Source organism: Cellulomonas fulva, assembly GCF_018531375.1.
Classification (GTDB): domain Bacteria; phylum Actinomycetota; class Actinomycetes; order Actinomycetales; family Cellulomonadaceae; genus Cellulomonas; species Cellulomonas fulva.
The window spans coordinates 46,327-63,979 of record NZ_JAHBOH010000001.1 but is presented as its reverse complement, the minus strand read 5'-3'; the positions used below and the strand labels follow the sequence as shown (position 1 = coordinate 63,979).

The 17,653-nt window shown below is 75.1% G+C and carries 12 protein-coding genes; all 12 read left to right on the top strand.

Features of this window, described 5'->3' with window-relative positions; translation table 11 throughout:
- Nucleotides 1-50 precede the first annotated feature (50 nt).
- Nucleotides 51-2,513: an Ig-like domain repeat protein gene (locus KIN34_RS00265; RefSeq protein ID WP_214345735.1), complete on the top strand. Its 2,463-nt coding sequence runs from the start codon at nt 51-53 to the stop codon at nt 2,511-2,513.
- Nucleotides 2,514-2,595: 82 nt separating this feature from the next.
- Nucleotides 2,596-3,726 (top strand): heme/hemin ABC transporter substrate-binding protein, encoded by a 1,131-nt coding sequence (locus KIN34_RS00260; RefSeq protein ID WP_214345734.1) that lies wholly within the window; start codon nt 2,596-2,598, stop codon nt 3,724-3,726.
- Nucleotides 3,726-4,835, top strand: a complete 1,110-nt coding sequence (locus KIN34_RS00255) for a FecCD family ABC transporter permease (RefSeq protein WP_214345733.1) — start codon at nt 3,726-3,728, stop codon at nt 4,833-4,835. Before KIN34_RS00260 ends, KIN34_RS00255 begins: the two co-directional genes overlap by 1 nt.
- Nucleotides 4,832-5,635, top strand: coding sequence for a heme ABC transporter ATP-binding protein (locus tag KIN34_RS00250; protein ID WP_214345732.1), 804 nt, complete (start codon nt 4,832-4,834; stop codon nt 5,633-5,635). Before KIN34_RS00255 ends, KIN34_RS00250 begins: the two co-directional genes overlap by 4 nt.
- A complete protein-coding gene (locus KIN34_RS00245; RefSeq protein WP_214345731.1) occupies nt 5,632-6,813 on the top strand; it encodes a hypothetical protein in 1,182 nt (393 codons plus the stop codon). The genes KIN34_RS00250 and KIN34_RS00245 overlap by 4 nt, the downstream gene beginning before the upstream one ends.
- Complete coding sequence (locus KIN34_RS00240) at nt 6,806-9,127, top strand: hypothetical protein (protein ID WP_214345730.1); 2,322 nt, start codon at nt 6,806-6,808, stop codon at nt 9,125-9,127. The genes KIN34_RS00245 and KIN34_RS00240 overlap by 8 nt, the downstream gene beginning before the upstream one ends.
- 115 nt (nt 9,128-9,242) lie before the next feature.
- On the top strand, nt 9,243-10,562 hold the full coding sequence (locus tag KIN34_RS00235) for a homoserine dehydrogenase (RefSeq protein ID WP_214345729.1): 1,320 nt from the start codon (nt 9,243-9,245) through the stop codon (nt 10,560-10,562).
- Nucleotides 10,562-11,653: a threonine synthase gene (thrC, locus tag KIN34_RS00230; RefSeq protein ID WP_214345728.1), complete on the top strand. Its 1,092-nt coding sequence runs from the start codon at nt 10,562-10,564 to the stop codon at nt 11,651-11,653. The genes KIN34_RS00235 and thrC overlap by 1 nt, the downstream gene beginning before the upstream one ends.
- 6 nt (nt 11,654-11,659) lie before the next feature.
- Nucleotides 11,660-12,631, top strand: coding sequence for a homoserine kinase (gene thrB / locus KIN34_RS00225; protein WP_214345727.1), 972 nt, complete (start codon nt 11,660-11,662; stop codon nt 12,629-12,631).
- A 334-nt stretch (nt 12,632-12,965) separates the two neighbouring features.
- Complete coding sequence (rho, locus tag KIN34_RS00220) at nt 12,966-15,023, top strand: transcription termination factor Rho (protein WP_214345726.1); 2,058 nt, start codon at nt 12,966-12,968, stop codon at nt 15,021-15,023.
- 503 nt (nt 15,024-15,526) lie between these two features.
- On the top strand, nt 15,527-16,762 hold the full coding sequence (locus tag KIN34_RS00215) for a quaternary amine ABC transporter ATP-binding protein (protein WP_372449510.1): 1,236 nt from the start codon (nt 15,527-15,529) through the stop codon (nt 16,760-16,762).
- The gene (locus KIN34_RS00210; RefSeq protein WP_214345724.1) at nt 16,759-17,646 is read left to right on the top strand and encodes an ABC transporter permease; all 888 of its coding nucleotides are present in this window, start codon (nt 16,759-16,761) and stop codon (nt 17,644-17,646) included. Before KIN34_RS00215 ends, KIN34_RS00210 begins: the two co-directional genes overlap by 4 nt.
- Nucleotides 17,647-17,653: the final 7 nt, after the last annotated feature.

Here is a 17,653-nt window from a genome sequence, read left to right as displayed (position 1 = left end):
CTCATCACCGGCTGGGGGCGCCGGACCAGATGACTCCTGAAGGGATCACCATGCGCATCAGTGCGTTCGGCGCGCGGGCGGTGGCGTCCGCGGGCGCCCTCGCGCTCGTCGCGGGGCTCGGCGTCGCCCTCGCGGCGCCCGCGACCGCGGCCGAGGACCCGTCGCCTGTCGCCGTCGACGGCGTCGAGCTGACCTGGGGGCTGTCCGACGAGGTCGGCGGCGGCGCCTACTTCGGCGGCTGCAACTTCCTCTCGGCCGGCGCCGCCGGGAACACCGGCTCGTCGCGGGTGTGGACCGAGGCGGACGGCTTCTACCGGACGGTCGACGGCGACGTCACCGTCGAGAAGCCGGACGCCGCGGGCGGGTACGCGCAGCCGACGTGGGCGACCCGGTGCCAGAACCCGTCCGGCGCCGCGGTGAGCGCCGCCAGCACGACGAACGTCTCGAAGAACCGCGTGCGCCTGTCGGCGGGCGAGGGCGCGGTGGACGTCGCCGCCGGCACCGCCGAGATCGCCTGGGACGGGTCGTTCACCGTGGCGTTCTACGGCGGACTCACGTACTGGACCGCGACCGACCCCGAGCTCACGGTCGCCGCGGACGGCACCGGCACGCTCACCGCCACCGCGTCGGGCTACGGCGCGAGCATGGAGGACCAGGAGCAGTGGGAGGCGATCGCGCCGCGTGAGGTCACGCTCGCGACGCTCACCGACGTCGAGGTCACGCCGACCGGGCTGACGGTGACGCCCGACTACCTGGGCGTCGAGGTCACGACCGCGGGGACCGCGCAGACGCGCACGGGCGCGACGTGGGGCTCCTTCCCGCAGGACTTCGTGGCGTTCCAGGAGCTCACCGGCCAGTCGTCGTACTGGTACTCGAGCGGCGGCGCGCGCGATGCCGCCAAGCCGACCGTGCCCCTCGACGTGGCGTGGACGATCTGGGAGCCCTCGCTCGAGGTCTCGCAGACGTCGGGTTTCTACGCCGACGCGGCCACGACGATCACGGTCACCGGCACGGGCTTCCAGCCGAACGCCAACATCGGCGCGAACCGGCCCCCGCTGCCCGGCAAGCCCACCGGCGTGTACGTCATCTTCGGCAAGTTCGCCGACGTGTGGCGACCGTCCGCCGGGGCCGCGAGCTCGGCCCGCAAGGTCATCGACCAGAAGTGGGCCCTCCCGCAGGAGTCGTTCGACATCCTCAACCCCGCCGGGACCAATGCCGCGTACGTCCTGGTCGAGCCGGACGGGTCGTTCACCACGACCCTGACCGTGTCCGCCGCCGACGCGCTCGCCGGCAGCTACGGCGTCTACACGTACGCGGCCGGCGGGGCCGCCGCCAACGCGTCGCAGGAGCTGTCCGTGCCGATCTCCTTCGGCACGGCCGAGCTGGCCGGGGCGGGGCCGCAGGACGCCCGAGCGACCGAGGGCGACGTCGCGACCTTCACCGCGCAGGCCGCCGCGGGCGCGACCGCGGCGACGTTCGGCTGGGAGCGCAGCGACGACGAGGGCGTCTCCTGGAAGCCCGTCGCGGGTGCGGCCGCCGCGAGCTACGAGCTCACGACCGCGTCGACCGACAACGGTGCGCTGTTCCGTGCCGTCGTCAAGGACGGCAACGCGTCCGTGCGCACCGACCCGGCGCGGCTGATCGTCGACATCCCCGGCCTCGTCGTGACGACCCCGCCCGCGGACGTGTCCGTCCCGGTGGGCTCGTCGGCCGGGTTCGCGGTCACGACGACGGGCAGGTACGTCGACTACGCGTGGCAGGTCTCGACCGACAAGGGCGTGAGCTGGACCACGGTTCCCGACGCGGACTCGCGTCGCCTCACGGTCGCGACGAGCGCCGTGGCGCAGTCGGGCTCGCTGTACCGCGCGGTGCTGACCAACCCGGCGGGCACCGTCGAGACGACCCCGGCCACGCTCACCGTCGCCAAGGCCACGCCGAAGCCCACCGTCACGGCACCGTCCACGGCCGTGGCGGGCAAGGCCGTCGCGGTCACCGCGAAGGTCTCCGGCCCGGCGGGCGTCGCGACGCCCACCGGCAAGGTGACCGTCAAGCTCGGCTCGACGGTCCTGGGCACCGGCACGCTGAAGAGCGGCTCGGCGAAGGTCACGATCGCGGGCGGCAGGCTCGCGGCCGGGACGCGCACGCTCGTCGTGACGTACTCGGGCGACGCCAACCACAAGGCGGCGAGCGCGAAGGCCGTCGTCAAGGTCACCAAGGGTGCCGCGACGGTCACGGCCACGCCGAGCCGCGCGACGGTCGCCAGGAACGCGACGTCCAGCGTCAAGGTGACGGTCCGCTCGACCGGCGTGCCGGCCACGGGCACGGTCACGGTGACCTGGAAGTCGTCGACCGGCGCGACCGTGGCCCGCACGGTGACGCTCGCGAACGGCCAGGCCACCGCGGTCTCGCCGAGGCTCACGAAGGCCGGCACGTGGAAGGTCACGGCCGTCTACGCGGGCTCGTCCACGGTCGCCAAGGCCACGTCGACGGTGCGGAGCATCACCGTCAAGTGACACCCGGCGCGGCGGGGCGGGCTCGCATGAGCACCGCACCGCCGCGCGGTCGTCGCCACGTACCACCAGGAAGCAGGCACCCTTGTCCGTCCCGCGCACCCGCCGTTCCCTCGCAGGAGCGTCCGCGGCGCTCGTCGCCCTCCTCGCCCTGCTGACCGCGTGCGGCGCCTCGCCCGCGCCCGGATCGGCGACCGGCGAGGACGCCGTCGGCACCGTCGGCACCGTCGGCACAGCCACGACCCTCGCCGACGCGACCCCGCTGGCGGACCCGGCGTCCTACGTCGGCGCCAGCAGCGCGCGCGTCGCGGACGCGGCGGTCGAGCCCGTCTCCGCCGACCCGCAGCCGCAGCTGCCGGTGACCGTCACCGACGCGCAGGGCACCGAGGTGACGGTGACCGACGTGAGCCGGATCCTCGCGTTCGACGTGTACGGCACGCTCGCCCGCACCGTCTTCGAGCTGGGGCTGGGGGACGACGTCGTCGGCCGGGACACGTCGTCGGCGTTCGACGAGATCGCGGACCTGCCCAACGTCACGCCCGGCGGGCACGAGCTGTCGGGTGAGGCCGTGCTGGGCCTGAACCCGAGCGTCGTCATCACCGACACGTCCATCGGCCCGTGGGACGTGGTGCTGCAGCTGCGCGACGCGGGCATCCCGGTGGTCGTGGTGGACTCGCACCGCAGCCTCGACGGCGTCGCGGACCTGACGCAGCAGGTCGCGGACGCGCTCGGGGTCCCCGAGCTCGGAACGGAGCTCGCCGAGCGTGCGCAGGAGGAGATCGACGCCAAGGTCGCCGAGATCGCGAGCGTCGCGCCGCAGGCCACCAACGACAGGCTGCGGATGGTGTTCCTCTACGTCCGCGGCCAGGCCGGCGTCTACTACATGTTCGGCGAGGGCTCGGGCGCGGACGACCTGATCGACGGGGTCGGCGGGCTCGACGTCGCGGCCGAGATCGGCTGGGACGGGATGAAGCCCGTCAACGACGAGGGGCTCGTGAAGGCACAGCCCGACCTGATCATCGTGATGACGAAGGGGCTCGAGTCCGTGGGCGGCGTGGACGGCCTGCTCGAGCGGCTGCCGGCCGTCGCGCAGACCCCCGCCGGTCAGCACCGGCGCGTCGTCGACATGCCCGACACCCAGGTGCTCAGCTTCGGGCCGCGCGCCGCGGACACGCTCGACGCGCTCGCCCGGGCGATCTACGCGCCGGGGTCCTGATGGACTTCTCGACCGGCACGAACGCGCTCGACCTCGCCGGTGCCACCCGCGTCGACGAGCCGCGCCCGCCGGCCACCGACCGTCGGCGGGCCGTCGTGCTGCTCGTCGTCCTGGTCGCGCTCGTGGCGGCGGCGCTCGTCGCCGCCGTGGTGGGTCAGCTCCACGTGCCGCCGGCCGAGGTGGTCGGGTCGGTCCTGCGGCGGCTCGGGCTGGACGGCGCGTCCGCCGCGAGCCACCCGTTGGCCGACGAGGCGCTGTGGACGATCCGGTTCCCCCGCATCGCCATGGCGATGCTGGTCGGTGCCGCGCTCGCGACGGCGGGCGCGGTGATGCAGGGCGTGTTCGGCAACCCCCTCGCGGAGCCCGGCGTCGTCGGCGTCTCGAGCGGCGCGGCCCTCGCCGCGAGCTCGGTGATCGTCTTCGGTCTGACGTTCCTGGGGACGTGGACCATCGCGGTGCTCGCGTTCGCCGGGGCGCTGGTGACCGCGTTCGCGGTCTACGCGCTCTCGCGCGCGAACGGTCGCACGGAGGTGGTCACCCTGATCCTCACCGGCATCGCGGTCAACGCGGTCGCCGGCGCCGGCCTGGCGTTCCTCACGTTCCTCGGGGACACCCAGGCGCGCGAGCAGATCGTCTTCTGGCAGCTCGGCTCGCTCAACGGCACGCGGTGGCCCTACGTCGGGGTCGTCGCGGTGCTCGTCGTGCTGGGCCTGGTCGCGGTGCAGACGCTCGCCCGCAGGCTCGACCTGCTCGCGCTCGGCGACCGGGCGGCAAGCCACCTGGGCGTCGACGTCGAGCGGCTCCGGCGGGTGTCGATCGTCGTGGTCGCCCTGCTCACGGGTGCCGCGGTCGCGTTCTGCGGGATCATCTCGTTCGTCGGTCTCGTCGTGCCGCACCTGGTGCGCATGGTCGTCGGACCCGGTCACCGCGTCCTGCTCCCCGCGAGCGCGCTGGGCGGCGCCGTGCTGCTGCTGGTCGCCGACCTCGTCGCGCGCACCGCGGTGCCCTACGCGGACCTGCCGATCGGCATGCTGACCGCGCTCGTCGGCGGCCCGTTCTTCTTCTGGCTGCTGCGCCGCACGCGCCGGACCTCGGGCGGCTGGGCATGAGCGCCGCGACCGCGGACCGGGCGCCGGCGCTGACCGCGCACGGCGTGCGCGTGGTCCTCGGCGGCCGCCCGGTCGTCGACGGCGTGGACGTCGCGGTGGCCGCCGGTCAGGTCCACGCGCTCGTCGGACCGAACGGCGCGGGCAAGAGCACGCTGCTCGCCGTGCTGGCGGGTGACCGCACGCCCGACGCGGGCGAGGTCCGGCTGGCCGGCGAGCCCCTGCCCGCTGCGGCCGAGCTGGCGCGCCGGCGCGCGGTGCTGCTCCAGGAGCACACACTGACGTTCCCGTTCACGGCGGAGCAGGTCGTGGCCATGGGTCGCGCGCCGTGGCGGGGCACGCCCGCCGCCGACCAGGACGAGGTCGTCGTCGACGCGGCGCTGCGCGCCACCGACGTCGGTCACCTCGCCGTCCGGACGTTCCCCACCCTGTCCGGCGGGGAGAAGGCACGCACGGCGTTCGCGCGCGTCCTGGCGCAGGGCACGGGCGTCCTGCTGCTCGACGAGCCGACCGCGGCCCTGGACATCGCGCACCAGGAGCAGGTGCTCGGCATCGCGCGCCGGTGCGCGGGCCTGGGCATGGCGGTCGTCGTCGTGCTGCACGACCTGTCGCTGGCGGCGGCGTACGCCGACCGCGTGACGGTGCTCGAGCGGGGCGGGGTCGCCGCGACCGGTACGCCCGACGAGGTCCTCACGCCCGAGCTGCTCACGCGCGTGTACGCCCACCCCATCGACGTCATCCGCCGGGAGCGCGCCGCGGGCCCGCCCGAGCTCGTCGTCGTCCCCGTCCGGAGGCACCCGTGAACCGCACCCGACCCACCGTGCTCGCCGCCCTCCTGGCGGCGCTCGCCGCCCCGCTGCTCGCGGCGCCCGCGCACGCGGCCGCCGACGTCACCGTGCGCAACGAGCAGGGGGAGGCGCAGGCGGACGTCACGTACTCGACCCCGGTCACGGTGTCCGGGCGCGGCTTCCAGTCGATCCCGGGCGGGTTCGGCGGGATCTACGTGCTGTTCGGCTGGGTCGGCGAGGGCTGGCGGCCCAGCCAGGGCGGCACGGTCGGCGCCGGGGACTACCTCTACGTGCCGGACACGGAGGGCAAGGACAACGCGGGCTACCAGCGCTTCGTGGCGTTCCCCGGGTCCGACACCGAGGACGCCGCGAACGGCGGCACGGTCGCGGCCGACGGCACCTGGTCGACGACGATGACGGTGCCCGGGCCGACGTTCCAGGCCGCCGACCGCGACGGCGGCCTCAGGACGGTCGACTGCCGCGAGGTGACCTGCGGGATCATCACGATCGGCGCGCACGGGGTCACCAACGCGCGCAACGAGACGTTCACGCCGATCGCGTTCACCGACCTGGTCGACGAGCCCGCGGCGGCACCCACGTCGGCGCCGACCTCTCCCGCGCCGGCGGAGCCGACCGCGGCCGCGCAGGGCGGTGCGGAGCCGACGAGCGGCGCCGCGGTCCCGACGGCCGCGCCCACCGCGGCGCCCGACGATGGCCCGGTGGCCACCGAGCGCGAGCTCGTCGCCGACACCACGGGGGCCGTGCCGGGGCACGTGCTCGCGTTCACCGGTCGCGGGTTCACCCAGGGCGAGCAGGTCGTCGTGCTGCTCGACGACGGGATCGCCGCGGTCGGGCCGCTCACGGTCGGGACCGGGGGAGCGTTCGCCGGCCTGCTGCAGCTGCCCGCCGACCTCGAGACCGGGACGCACACGCTCGTCGCGACGTCCGCCACGTCGGGTACGCCCGTCGAGATCACGTTCGCGGTCCGGCCCGCCGATGCGGCGGGAGCCACGGTCGACGACGGCGCCGCGTCGAACGCGCCCGACTGGTGGCCGGGCTGGCCGGCGTTCGCGTTCGGCGTCGCCGCGTTCCTGCTGCTGGTCGCGGCCGTCGTCTGGCGCGTGCGGGGCGCCCGGCGCCTGCGCCCGCCACGCCCGGCTTCGTCGCCGGCCACGGAGGTGCCCGGTGCCTGAGACCCGCCACGCCACGCGCCGGGTGCACGCCGCGCGCGCCGCCGTCGTCGCAGCGGTCGCCGCCGTCCTGGCCGTGCTCCTGGGGGCGGCCGCGGCGCTGCCCGCCGACGACGAGCTCACCGCGCACGGTGTCGACGGCGCGGTGCTGACCTGGGGCCTGAACGCCGAGTCCTCCGGCGGCGCGTACTTCGGCGGCTGCAACTTCCTGTCCGCCGGGGCTGCCGGGTCCACCGGCAGCTCGCGGACCTGGACCGCGGCCGACGGCTTCTTCCAGGCGTCGGCGGGCGCGGTGAGCGTGCGCAAGCCGACCTCGTCGGGGGCGCTCGGGCCGGTGACGTGGGCGACGCGGTGCGAGAACGCGGACGGCGCGTCCGTGAACGGCCGGACCACGTCCGACGCCGCGTCGTCGACCGGCATGGTCGTGCAGGTCGCGGGCGGCGCCGGCTGGGTCGACCAGGACCGGGGCACCGCGGTCGTGCGCTGGGCGGGCTCGTTCACGGTCGTCTACTACGGCGGCATGACGTACTGGTCGGCGACCGACCCCGTGCTCGTCGTGCGCTCGGACGGCACCGGCACCCTCGCGGCGACGCTGTCCGGCTACGCGGCCGACCGCGACGACCCGACCAGGTGGGCGCGGGTCCCCGCCCGCACGGTCACCCTGGCGACCCTGACCGACGTCGACCTGTCCGACCCGGCCGGGCTCACGGTCACGCCCGACTTCCTCGGCGTCGTGGCGGACCCGGGCGGCGACGCCGCCCAGGAGCGGGGGCAGCCGTGGTCGGGGGCGTTCCCCGCGGACTTCCTGGCCTTCCAGCGGCTCACGGGGCAGCACCCGTACTGGTACACGACGGCCGGCGGGGCGTCGAGCATCCAGCCCCGCAAGGTCGCCTCGCCCGTCCGGGCCGACTACGCCCTCGGTGACCCCGTCCAGGTTCCGTCCGACGAGCGCGCGCTCACCGAGGTGGGCGGGTCGCCGACGTCGTCGCCCACCGGAACCCCGACGAGCACGCCGACGAGCCCGCCCAGTGCGACGCCGACGGGCTCGCCGTCGGCCACCGCGTCGCCGACGGCCACGCCTGAGCCGACTTCTGAGCCCACACCCGAACCCACACCCACGGCCACCGCGCCCGCGGAGGAGCTCGAGGTCGACGACGCCCAGCTGCGCTGGGGCGTGAACGCCGAGGTCGGTGCCGGCGCGTACTTCGGCGGCTGCAACTTCCTGTCCGCCGGTGTCTCCGGCGACGCGGGCGACGCGCACGTCTGGACGCGGTCCGAGGGGCTGTACTCGGCACGCGCCGGCGACGTGCGGATCGAGAAGCCCGGCGCCGACGGGACGTGGACGACCGCGTCCTGGGCGACGCGGTGCCTCGACGGGAACGGCGAGCAGGTCACCGCCTCGAACGGCGGCACCACGCGGTCGCAGGTCGTGATGGACGGCGGCACGGGCGTCGTCGACCCCGTCGCGGGCACCGCCCGCGTGACCTGGGTCGGCGGCTTCACCGTCGCGCTCTACGGCGGGATGACGTACTGGAGCGCGCAGGACCCCGTGCTCGACGTGGCGCCGGACGGCACGGGGACGCTCACGGCCCGGCTGTCCGGCTGGGGCACCGACATGGCGGACACGAGCCGCTGGGTCCGGCTCGAACCCCGGGACGTCGTGCTGGCGACGCTCACGGACGTGGAGGTCGACGCGGCCTCCGGCCTCGTCGTGCTGCCGGACTACCTCGGCGTCGCGGTGGCGACGGGCACCGCCACCCCGCAGGCCGAGCGGACCGCCGGCGACGGCGACGTGTGGGGCGCGTTCCCGCAGTCGTTCGTGGACTTCCAGGTGCGCACGGGCCAGGCGGCGTACTGGTACGCCTCGGGCGGCGCGCGCGACGCGTACAAGCCCGCGACGGAGCTGGCCGTCACGTGGACGCCCACCGTGCCCGACCCCGCGCCGCAGCCGACACCGGGGCCCACTGGGCCGACGGGGCCCACGGGGCCGACGGCACCGCCGGCCCCCACTGCACCGACGGCACCGACGGCACCGGTCACGGCCGCCCCGCCCGTCGTGCGGCTGCCGCCCTCGGCCGCGGGGCCCGTCCCCGCGCCCGTGCGGCGGCCCGCGGACGCCGCCGCCGACGGGTCGGTGACCACGGGCGAGGCGCCCGTGGCCGCTCCCGCCGTGCCGGCCGGCACGGTGCTCGCGCTGCCCGCCTCGCCCGCCCTGCCCGACGCGCACGGCCGTGCGCCGGACCTCGCGTGGTGGCTGGGCGGTGCGGCGCTGCTCGCGGCCGCCGCCCTGCTCGTCGTGCCCGCGCGACGCCGCTGACGCGTCCCGCGCCCGCACGGCGGACGGGCGTACGGGGCGCCACGGCGCCGCCCTATCCTGTGCGCAGTCCGACGAGATCCCGACGTGTTCGGCACGAGACAACCCCGGAGGCCGTGTGCCCGCCCCCCTGAAGGTCGCGATCCTGGGCTGCGGCGTGGTCGGCACGCAGGTCGCCCGCCGCCTGACCGAGCACGCGGACGAGCTCGCGTCCCGCGTCGGCACCCCGCTCGAGCTCGTCGGGATCGCGGTGCGGGACGTCGCGCAGCCTCGCGAGGGCGTCACGGGCACGCCGCTCGCGGACCTGCTGACGCAGGACGCCGAGTCGCTCGTGGCCGGCGCCGACGTCGTGGTCGAGCTCATGGGCGGCATCGAGCCCGCGCGCTCGCTGATCCTGCGCGCGATCGAGGGCGGCGCGAGCGTGGTCACGGCCAACAAGGCGCTGCTCGCGCAGGACGGCCCGACGCTGTACGCGGCGGCCGACGCGGCGGGCGTGGACCTGTACTTCGAGGCCGCCGTCGCGGGAGCCATCCCGATCGTCCGCCCCGTGCGCGAGTCGCTCGCGGGGGACCAGGTGCAGCGCGTCCTCGGCATCGTCAACGGCACGACGAACTACGTGCTCGACCGCATGGCGACCGACGGGCTCGAGCTCGAGCAGGCCGTCAAGGAGGCGCAGACGCTCGGCTACGCGGAAGCGGACCCCACCGCGGACGTCGAGGGCCACGACGCGGCGGCCAAGGCCGCGATCCTCGCGTCGCTCGCGTTCCACACGCGCGTCGCGCTCGACGACGTCGCGTGCGAGGGCATCAGCGCGGTGACGGCCGACGACGTCGCATGGGCGCAGCGCACGGGGCACACGATCAAGCTGCTCGCGATCGCGGAGCGCAACGCCCACGACGGCGTGACGGGCATCCAGGTGCGCGTCCACCCGGCGCTCGTGCCGTCGGACCACCCGCTCGCGGGCGTCCGGGGCGCGTTCAACGCGGTGTTCGTCGAGGCCGAGGCCGCGGGCGAGCTCATGTTCTACGGCCGGGGCGCGGGAGGCGCGCCGACGTCGTCGGCCGTGCTGGGCGACCTGGTCTCCGTCGCGCGGCACCGGGTGCTCGGCGGCCGCGGACCGGTCGAGTCGTCGTACGCGGCGCTGCCCGTGCTGCCCGCCCTGGCCGCCCGCACGCGGTTCCAGGTGCGCCTCGCGGTGGAGGACCGCCCGGGCGTCCTGGCCCAGGTCGCGGCTGCGCTCGCGGAGCACGGTGTCTCGATCGAGGCGGTCCGTCAGGTCGCGTACCCCGTCCCCGCGGGCGACGGCGACGCGCTCGCGCTGCTGCTCATCACGACGCACGCCGCGCAGGAGAGCGCGCTCGCGGCGACCGTCACCGCCCTCACCGACCTCGATGCCGTGCGCGAGGTCGTGTCCGTCCTGCGAGTCGAAGGAGCCTGATGGCCCACCAGTGGCGCGGCGTCATCGCCGAGTACGCCGACCGCCTGCCCGAGCACCTGCTCACCCACCCGGTCACGCTCCACGAGGGCGGCACGCCGCTCGTCGCGGCCCCCGCGCTCAGCGAGCGCACGGGCGCGGACGTGCACGTGAAGTTCGAGGGCATGAACCCGACGGGGTCGTTCAAGGACCGCGGCATGACGACCGCGATCTCCGCGGCCGCCGCCCGGGGCGCCAAGGTGGTGGTGTGCGCCTCGACCGGCAACACGTCCGCGTCGGCGGCCGCGTACGCGACGCGGGCCGGCATGACCTGCGCCGTGCTCGTGCCGGACGGCAAGATCGCGATGGGCAAGCTCAGCCAGGCCGTCGCGCACGGCGCGCGCCTGCTGCAGGTCGACGGCAACTTCGACGACTGCCTGGTGGCTGCGCGCAAGCTCGCCGAGGCCTACCCGGTCGAGCTCGTGAACTCGGTGAACCCGGACCGCATCCAGGGCCAGAAGACCGGCGCGTTCGAGATCGTCGACGCGCTGGGCGACGCGCCGGACATCCACGTGCTGCCCGTGGGCAACGCCGGCAACATCACGGCGTACTGGAAGGGCTTCCGGGAGTACGCGGGCCTGGACGACGGCGCCGAGCACGGCGCGGTCGCCACGCGGACGCCCGTCCTGTGGGGCTTCCAGGCCGCGGGCGCCGCGCCCCTCGTCCTGGGGCACCCCGTCGACGAGCCGGAGACGATCGCCACGGCCATCCGCATCGGCAACCCCGCCTCCTGGCAGCAGGCGGTCGAGGCGCGCGACGTCTCCGGCGGGCTGATCGAGTCCGTGACCGATGACGAGATCCTGCGTGCGCACCGCGTGCTGTCGGCCGAGGTCGGCGTGTTCGTCGAGCCCGCGTCCGCGGCCGGGGTCGCGGGGCTGCTGCGCCTGTCCGACGAGGGCCGCGTCCCCACCGGTGCGCGCATCACGATCACCGTCACGGGGCACGGGCTCAAGGACCCCCAGTGGGCGCTGCGGGGGCCGGACGGCAGCGACGTCGACCTGGTCCGCGTGAGCGCCGACGTGGTGTCCATCGCGGACGTCCTCGGCCTGGGCTGACCGGCCGTGCGTCTGCTCGCCGACCAGGTGCGGGTCCGGGTGCCGGCCACGTCGGCCAACCTCGGTCCCGGTTTCGACGCGCTCGGGGTCGCGCTCGGGCTGCACGACGAGCTCGTCGTGCGCGCCGTGGCGTCGCCGGGCGTCTCGGTGTCCGTCACGGGCGAGGGCGCCGGTCAGGTGCCCGACGACGAGCGCCACCTCGTCGTGCAGGCGGTGCGGCTGGCCCTCGACCACGTCGGTGCGCCGCAGGCGGGCCTCGTCCTGGAGTGCCGCAACGCGATCCCGCACGGGCGCGGCCTGGGCTCGTCGGCGGCCGCGGTGGTCGCGGGGATCGCGGCGGCCCGCGGGCTGATCTCCGAGCCGGAGGCGCTCGACGACGCGACCGTCCTCGCCCTCGCGACGCAGATGGAGGGGCACCCGGACAACGCCGCCCCCGCGGTGCTCGGCGGGGCGACGGTCGCATGGACGAGCTCCGCGGGTGCGGTGCGGGCGGCCGCTCTGGCGGTGCACGCGGACCTCGTCCCCGTGGTGATGGTCCCGCCCACGCACCTGTCCACCACCGCCGCGCGCGGCGTGCTGCCCGAGCAGGTGCCGCACCGCGACGCGGCGGCGCAGGCCGGCCGCGCCGCGCTGCTGGTCGAGGCGCTCGGCCGCCGTCCCGAGCTCCTGCTCGACGCGACGGAGGACCGCCTGCACCAGGAGTACCGCCGCCGCGTGATGCCGGACTCGCTCGCGCTGGTCGACGCGCTGCGGGCGCGCGGAGTCGCCGCGGTGGTCTCGGGCGCGGGCCCGACGGTGCTCGCGCTCGCTCGTCTGCTGCCCGACGAGGGCGCGGCGGGTCCGGGCGGCGCGCGCACCGATGCGGACGCGGCGATCGCCGAGGCGTTCGGCGGGGTGCTGGGCGGGTGGACCATCCGCGCGCTCCCCGTCGACGCCGCGGGTGTGCAGGTCGACGCGGGCGGACGCCCGATCGGGTGATGCCCGTCGACCAGGGTCATCCGTCCAGGCCCGCAGGTCGACAGTGGTAGCATCGACGCGTTCCCCGGACCAATTCCGGGTCGCGCGCCGCTGTGAGATCCCACGCCGTGTCGTCGGCACCGTGGACCAACGTGTGTGATCCCACCCGATCGTGATCGTGTGGCCGCGCCCCAGGCGAGTCGACGTCGGGGGACACCCCAGCCTGAACGCGTCGCCGACGTCGTCGTATGCGCGCGTGGGGCTCCAGCACCGTCCCGGGGACCTGTCCCCGCCGGACGACGGTCGTGACCCGGCACCGCCGGGAACGGCCCCTGACGAGGGGGAAGGGTCCTTCGTGACAGACACCATCCAGACCGCCGTGAGCTCCTCCGGCGGTTCCATCGCGGCGCTGCGACTGCCCGAGCTGCAGGCGATGGCCGCGCAGCTCGGCGTCAAGGGGACGTCGAAGATGCGCAAGGGCGACCTGGTCGAGGCGATCAACGCCGCCCGGGGCGGTTCCCGCACCCGCGCGCTCGACGCCCGCCGCGAGCAGGCGGTCGCCCCGGTCGCCGAGCAGGCCGCACCGGCTGCCGCCACGACCGAGCAGCCGTCCGAGCAGTCGTCCGAGCAGCCCGCCGGCGAGACGCGTGCCCGGACGCGCGGCGCCCGCCGCCCCGTGCGCGCCGAGCAGCCCGCGAGCGACGCCCTGGCCGGCCTCGAGGCCGCGCTCGACAAGCGCCTCGCGCCGGCGGACCCGGACCGCGGCACGGACCGGGGCACGGACCGGAACGCCGCCCGGAACGAGCGGGACGACCGGGCCGCGCGTGCGGCCGAGGCGGTCGGCGACGTGACCGAGGCCGGCACCGAGCGCCGCTCGCGTCGCGCGGGCCGCGCGACGGGTGCCCCGGAGGACGGGCAGCGCGCGCCGCGCCAGGACGGCCAGCGCCAGGGCGGCGAGCGGCAGGACGGTCAGCGTCAGGACGGTCAGCGCCAGGGCGGCGAGCGGCAGGAGGGTCAGCGCCAGGAGGCGAACCCGCAGCGCCAGCCCGACGCCGCACGGCAGCAGGACGGCCAGCAGCAGGCGGGGGAGGACGACGAGCGCGGCGGTCGGCGCCGTCGGTCGCGCGACCGGTACCGCGACCGTGACCGGGACCGCAAGCGCGGCCGGGGCCGCCCGGGTGCGCCGGACCTGGCGGGCCTCGACGAGATCGAGGTCGCGGACGACGACGTGCTGCTGCCCGTCGCCGGCATCCTCGACGTGCTCGAGAGCTACGCCTTCGTGCGCACGACCGGCTACCTGCCCGGGCCGAACGACGTCTACGTCTCGCTCGGCCAGGTCAAGAAGAGCGGGCTCCGCCGTGGTGACGCGATCACGGGCGCGGTGCGCCAGCCGCGTGAGGGCGAGCTCGCCCAGCAGCCGCAGGGCAACCGGCCGAACAAGTTCAACGCGCTGGTGCGCCTCGACACCGTCAACGGCCTGCCACCCGAGGAGGCGCGCGAGCGTCCGGAGTTCAGCAAGCTCACGCCGCTGTACCCGCAGGAGCGGCTGCGCCTCGAGAACGCGGAGGCGACGCGGCTCACGCCCCGCGTGATCGACATCGTGGCGCCCATCGGCAAGGGCCAGCGCGGCCTGATCGTCGCGCCGCCCAAGGCGGGCAAGACGATCATCATGCAGCAGATCGCCAACGCGATCACCACGAACAACCCCGAGGTCCACCTCATGGTCGTGCTCGTCGACGAGCGCCCCGAGGAGGTCACGGACATGGAGCGGACGGTCAAGGGCGAGGTCATCGCCTCGACCTTCGACCGCCCCGCCTCCGACCACACGATCGTCGCCGAGCTCGCGATCGAGCGCGCCAAGCGGCTGGTCGAGCTCGGCCAGGACGTGGTGGTGCTGCTGGACTCGCTGACGCGCCTGTCCCGCGCCTACAACCTGGCGGCGCCCGCGTCGGGCCGCATCCTGTCCGGTGGTGTCGACGCCTCGGCGCTCTACCCCCCGAAGAAGTTCTTCGGGGCGGCGCGCAACATCGAGAACGGCGGGTCGCTCACGATCCTCGCCTCCGCGCTCGTCGAGACCGGCTCCAAGATGGACGAGGTCATCTTCGAGGAGTTCAAGGGCACCGGGAACATGGAGCTGCGGCTGTCCCGCTCCCTCGCGGACAAGCGCATCTTCCCGGCGGTCGACGTCAACGCCTCCGGCACCCGGCGTGAGGAGATCCTCATGTCGAACGACGAGCTGAAGATCATCTACAAGCTCCGTCGCGTCATGGGCGCGCTCGACCAGCAGCAGGCGATCGAGCTGCTCATCGGGAAGCTCCGGGACACGAAGTCCAACGTCGAGTTCCTGCTCCAGGTGCAGAAGACGACTCCCGGCAACACGTTCGCGGACGAGAACGCCGGCAAGCACGTCTGACCCCGCGACGACGGCCCCGGTCCCGGTGGGACCGGGGCCGTCGTGCGTCTGCGCAGCGGTCTCGTCCTCGTCTCGTCCGCGGTGAGGTCGGTCACTCTCTGGCCCGGGCCGACGAGCGCGCACGCTCCCGGAGCGACGGGCGAGGTCACGAAGGGGTAACGATCAAGATCGGGTAAAGACGCAGGTCAGAGCGGATGTGGCGACGCCGGACGGCCCGCGGAACCGGGAGGATCCGGACGGCGCGGGTTTGGCCGAGACGCGATCCCGGGGCAGGGTGGTCAACGACCAGATCGACGACCGGTCGATCAGGGCGTCCCTGTGCCGGTGGGCCTCGTGCCTGCCTGGTGGGGCGGGTGCGAGCGTGCCCGCTGCGGGAGACGTCGCGCCGGGCCCCCGGGTCCGATGCGTGCGACCGGTCTGCGCGTTCCGAGCCCTCAGCCCGGCCGTGCCGCGACCCGCGGCACGGCTGCTGGGCCGTGCCCGGACGCCACCGACGGACGAGGGTGGACGTGACAGGACTGCGCGCCGAGGGCGTGTTCAAGGTGTTCGGCCGGCGGCCGAACGAGGCGGTGCGTCGGCTGCAGCAGGGCGCGACCCGCGACGAGGTGCGCCCCTGGGGCACCGCGGCGGTCATCGACGCCACCTTCGAGGTGCGCTCGGGCGAGACGTTCGTCGTCATGGGCCTGTCGGGCTCCGGCAAGTCGACCCTGATCCGCATGCTGAACGGGTTGTGGCGGCCGACCGCGGGCAGCGTCGTGCTCGGCGACGCCGACCTCACGACGGTCACCGGCGCGCAGCTGCGCGAGCTCCGCCGGCGCCGCGTGAGCATGGTGTTCCAGCACTTCGCGCTGCTGCCGCACCTCTCCGTCATCGACAACGCCGCCTACCCCCTGGAGATCCAGGGCGTCGAGCGCGCCGAGCGACGTCGCCGCGCGGGGGAGGCCCTCGAGCTCGTCGGGCTGAACCAGTGGGCGGACCACCTGCCCTCGCAGCTGTCCGGCGGGATGCGCCAGCGTGTGGGCCTGGCCCGCGCGCTCGCGGCCGACACGGACGTGCTGCTCATGGACGAGGCGTTCTCCGCGCTCGACCCGCTGATCCGCCGCGAGATGCAGGACCAGCTGCTCGAGCTCCAGCAGACGCTGGGCAAGACGATCGTGTTCATCACCCACGACCTCAACGAGGCGATGTACCTCGGCGACCGCATCGCGGTGATGCGCGACGGCCGCGTGGTGCAGGTCGGCACCAGCGAGGAGATCCTGTCCGAGCCCGCGAACGACTACGTGGCGCAGTTCGTCGCCGACGTCGACCGCACCCGCGTGCTGACGGCGGGCTCCGTCATGCAGCGTCCCGCCTCGGTGGTGCCGGTCACGGGCGGCCCGCGGCTCGCGCTGCGGACCATGCGGGAGCAGCAGGCGGCGGCCGCGTACGTCGTCGACCGGGCGCGCGTCCTGCGCGGCGTCGTCCGTGACGCCGACGCGGTCGAGGCGGTCCGGCGCGGGACCGAGTCCCTCGAGGGGCTGCTCGACGCGACCGTGCCGGCGATCGGCGTCGACACGCCGCTGTCCGAGGTCTTCGCGCCGGCCGCCGAGACGGCGCTCCCGCTGCCAGTCACCGACGCCGCCGGCCGCCTGGTCGGCGTGATCCCGCGGGTGACGCTGCTGGAGGCGATGGTCCCGCCGACGACGACGGGCGAGACACCCGTGCAGGACGTCCGGACCGCGACGGAGGTGGCGCGATGAACGCGGCGATCCTGGCCACGGTGGAGGGTGCGCCGCGCGTGCCGCTCGGCGACTGGGTCGAGCAGGGCGTCGACTGGGTCACCGCCACCTTCCGCGGCCTGTTCGACCAGGTGCGCACCGTGCTCGAGGCCGCCTACGACGGCCTCGAGACGGTGCTCGGCGGACCGCCGTTCTGGCTGGTCGCCCTCGTGCTCGTCGGCATCGCGTTCCTGGTCAAGGGCTGGCGGCTCGCGGCGGGCTCCGCGGTCGGCTTCCTCGTGATCGGGGCCGTGGACCAGTGGGACAACGCGATGTCCACGCTCGCGCTCGTGGTGCTCGCGAGCCTGGTCGCGATCGTCCTCGCCGTCCCGCTCGGCATCTGGGCGGCGCGCAACGACCACGTGTCGCGCGTCCTGCGGCCGGTGCTCGACTTCATGCAGACGATGCCGGCGTTCGTCTACCTCATCCCGACCGTCGTGATCTTCCACGTCGGCGTGGTGCCCGGCCTCGTCGCGACCGTCATCTTCGCCATGGCGCCCGGCGTCCGGTTCACCGAGCTCGGCATCCGGCAGGTCGACCACGAGGTGGTCGAGGCCGGTCACGCGTTCGGCTCGGGCGAGGGACGCATCCTGCGCCAGATCCAGCTGCCCCTCGCGATGCCCACGATCATGGCCGGCGTCAACCAGGTGATCATGCTCGCGCTGTCGATGGTGGTCATCTCCGGCATGGTCGGCGCCGCCGGCCTCGGCCGCGACGTCGTGTCCTCGCTGCAGCGCGTCGACGTCTCGCTCGGCTTCGAGGCCGGCATCTCCGTCGTCATCCTCGCGATGTACCTCGACCGCGTCACCGCCGCTCTCGGCGGCCGGTCGAAGGTCTCCCGGGCCCTTGCCACGGCGACGGCCTGACCACGAC

Coding starts and splice junctions, on each gene's coding strand:
- KIN34_RS00265 (WP_214345735.1), top strand. CDS start 51: ATGCGCATCAGTGCGTTCGGCGCGCGGGCGGTGGCGTCCGCGGGCGCC.
- KIN34_RS00255 (WP_214345733.1), top strand. CDS start 3,726: ATGGACTTCTCGACCGGCACGAACGCGCTCGACCTCGCCGGTGCCACC.
- KIN34_RS00250 (WP_214345732.1), top strand. CDS start 4,832: ATGAGCGCCGCGACCGCGGACCGGGCGCCGGCGCTGACCGCGCACGGC.
- thrC (WP_214345728.1), top strand. CDS start 10,562: ATGGCCCACCAGTGGCGCGGCGTCATCGCCGAGTACGCCGACCGCCTG.
- KIN34_RS00210 (WP_214345724.1), top strand. CDS start 16,759: ATGAACGCGGCGATCCTGGCCACGGTGGAGGGTGCGCCGCGCGTGCCG.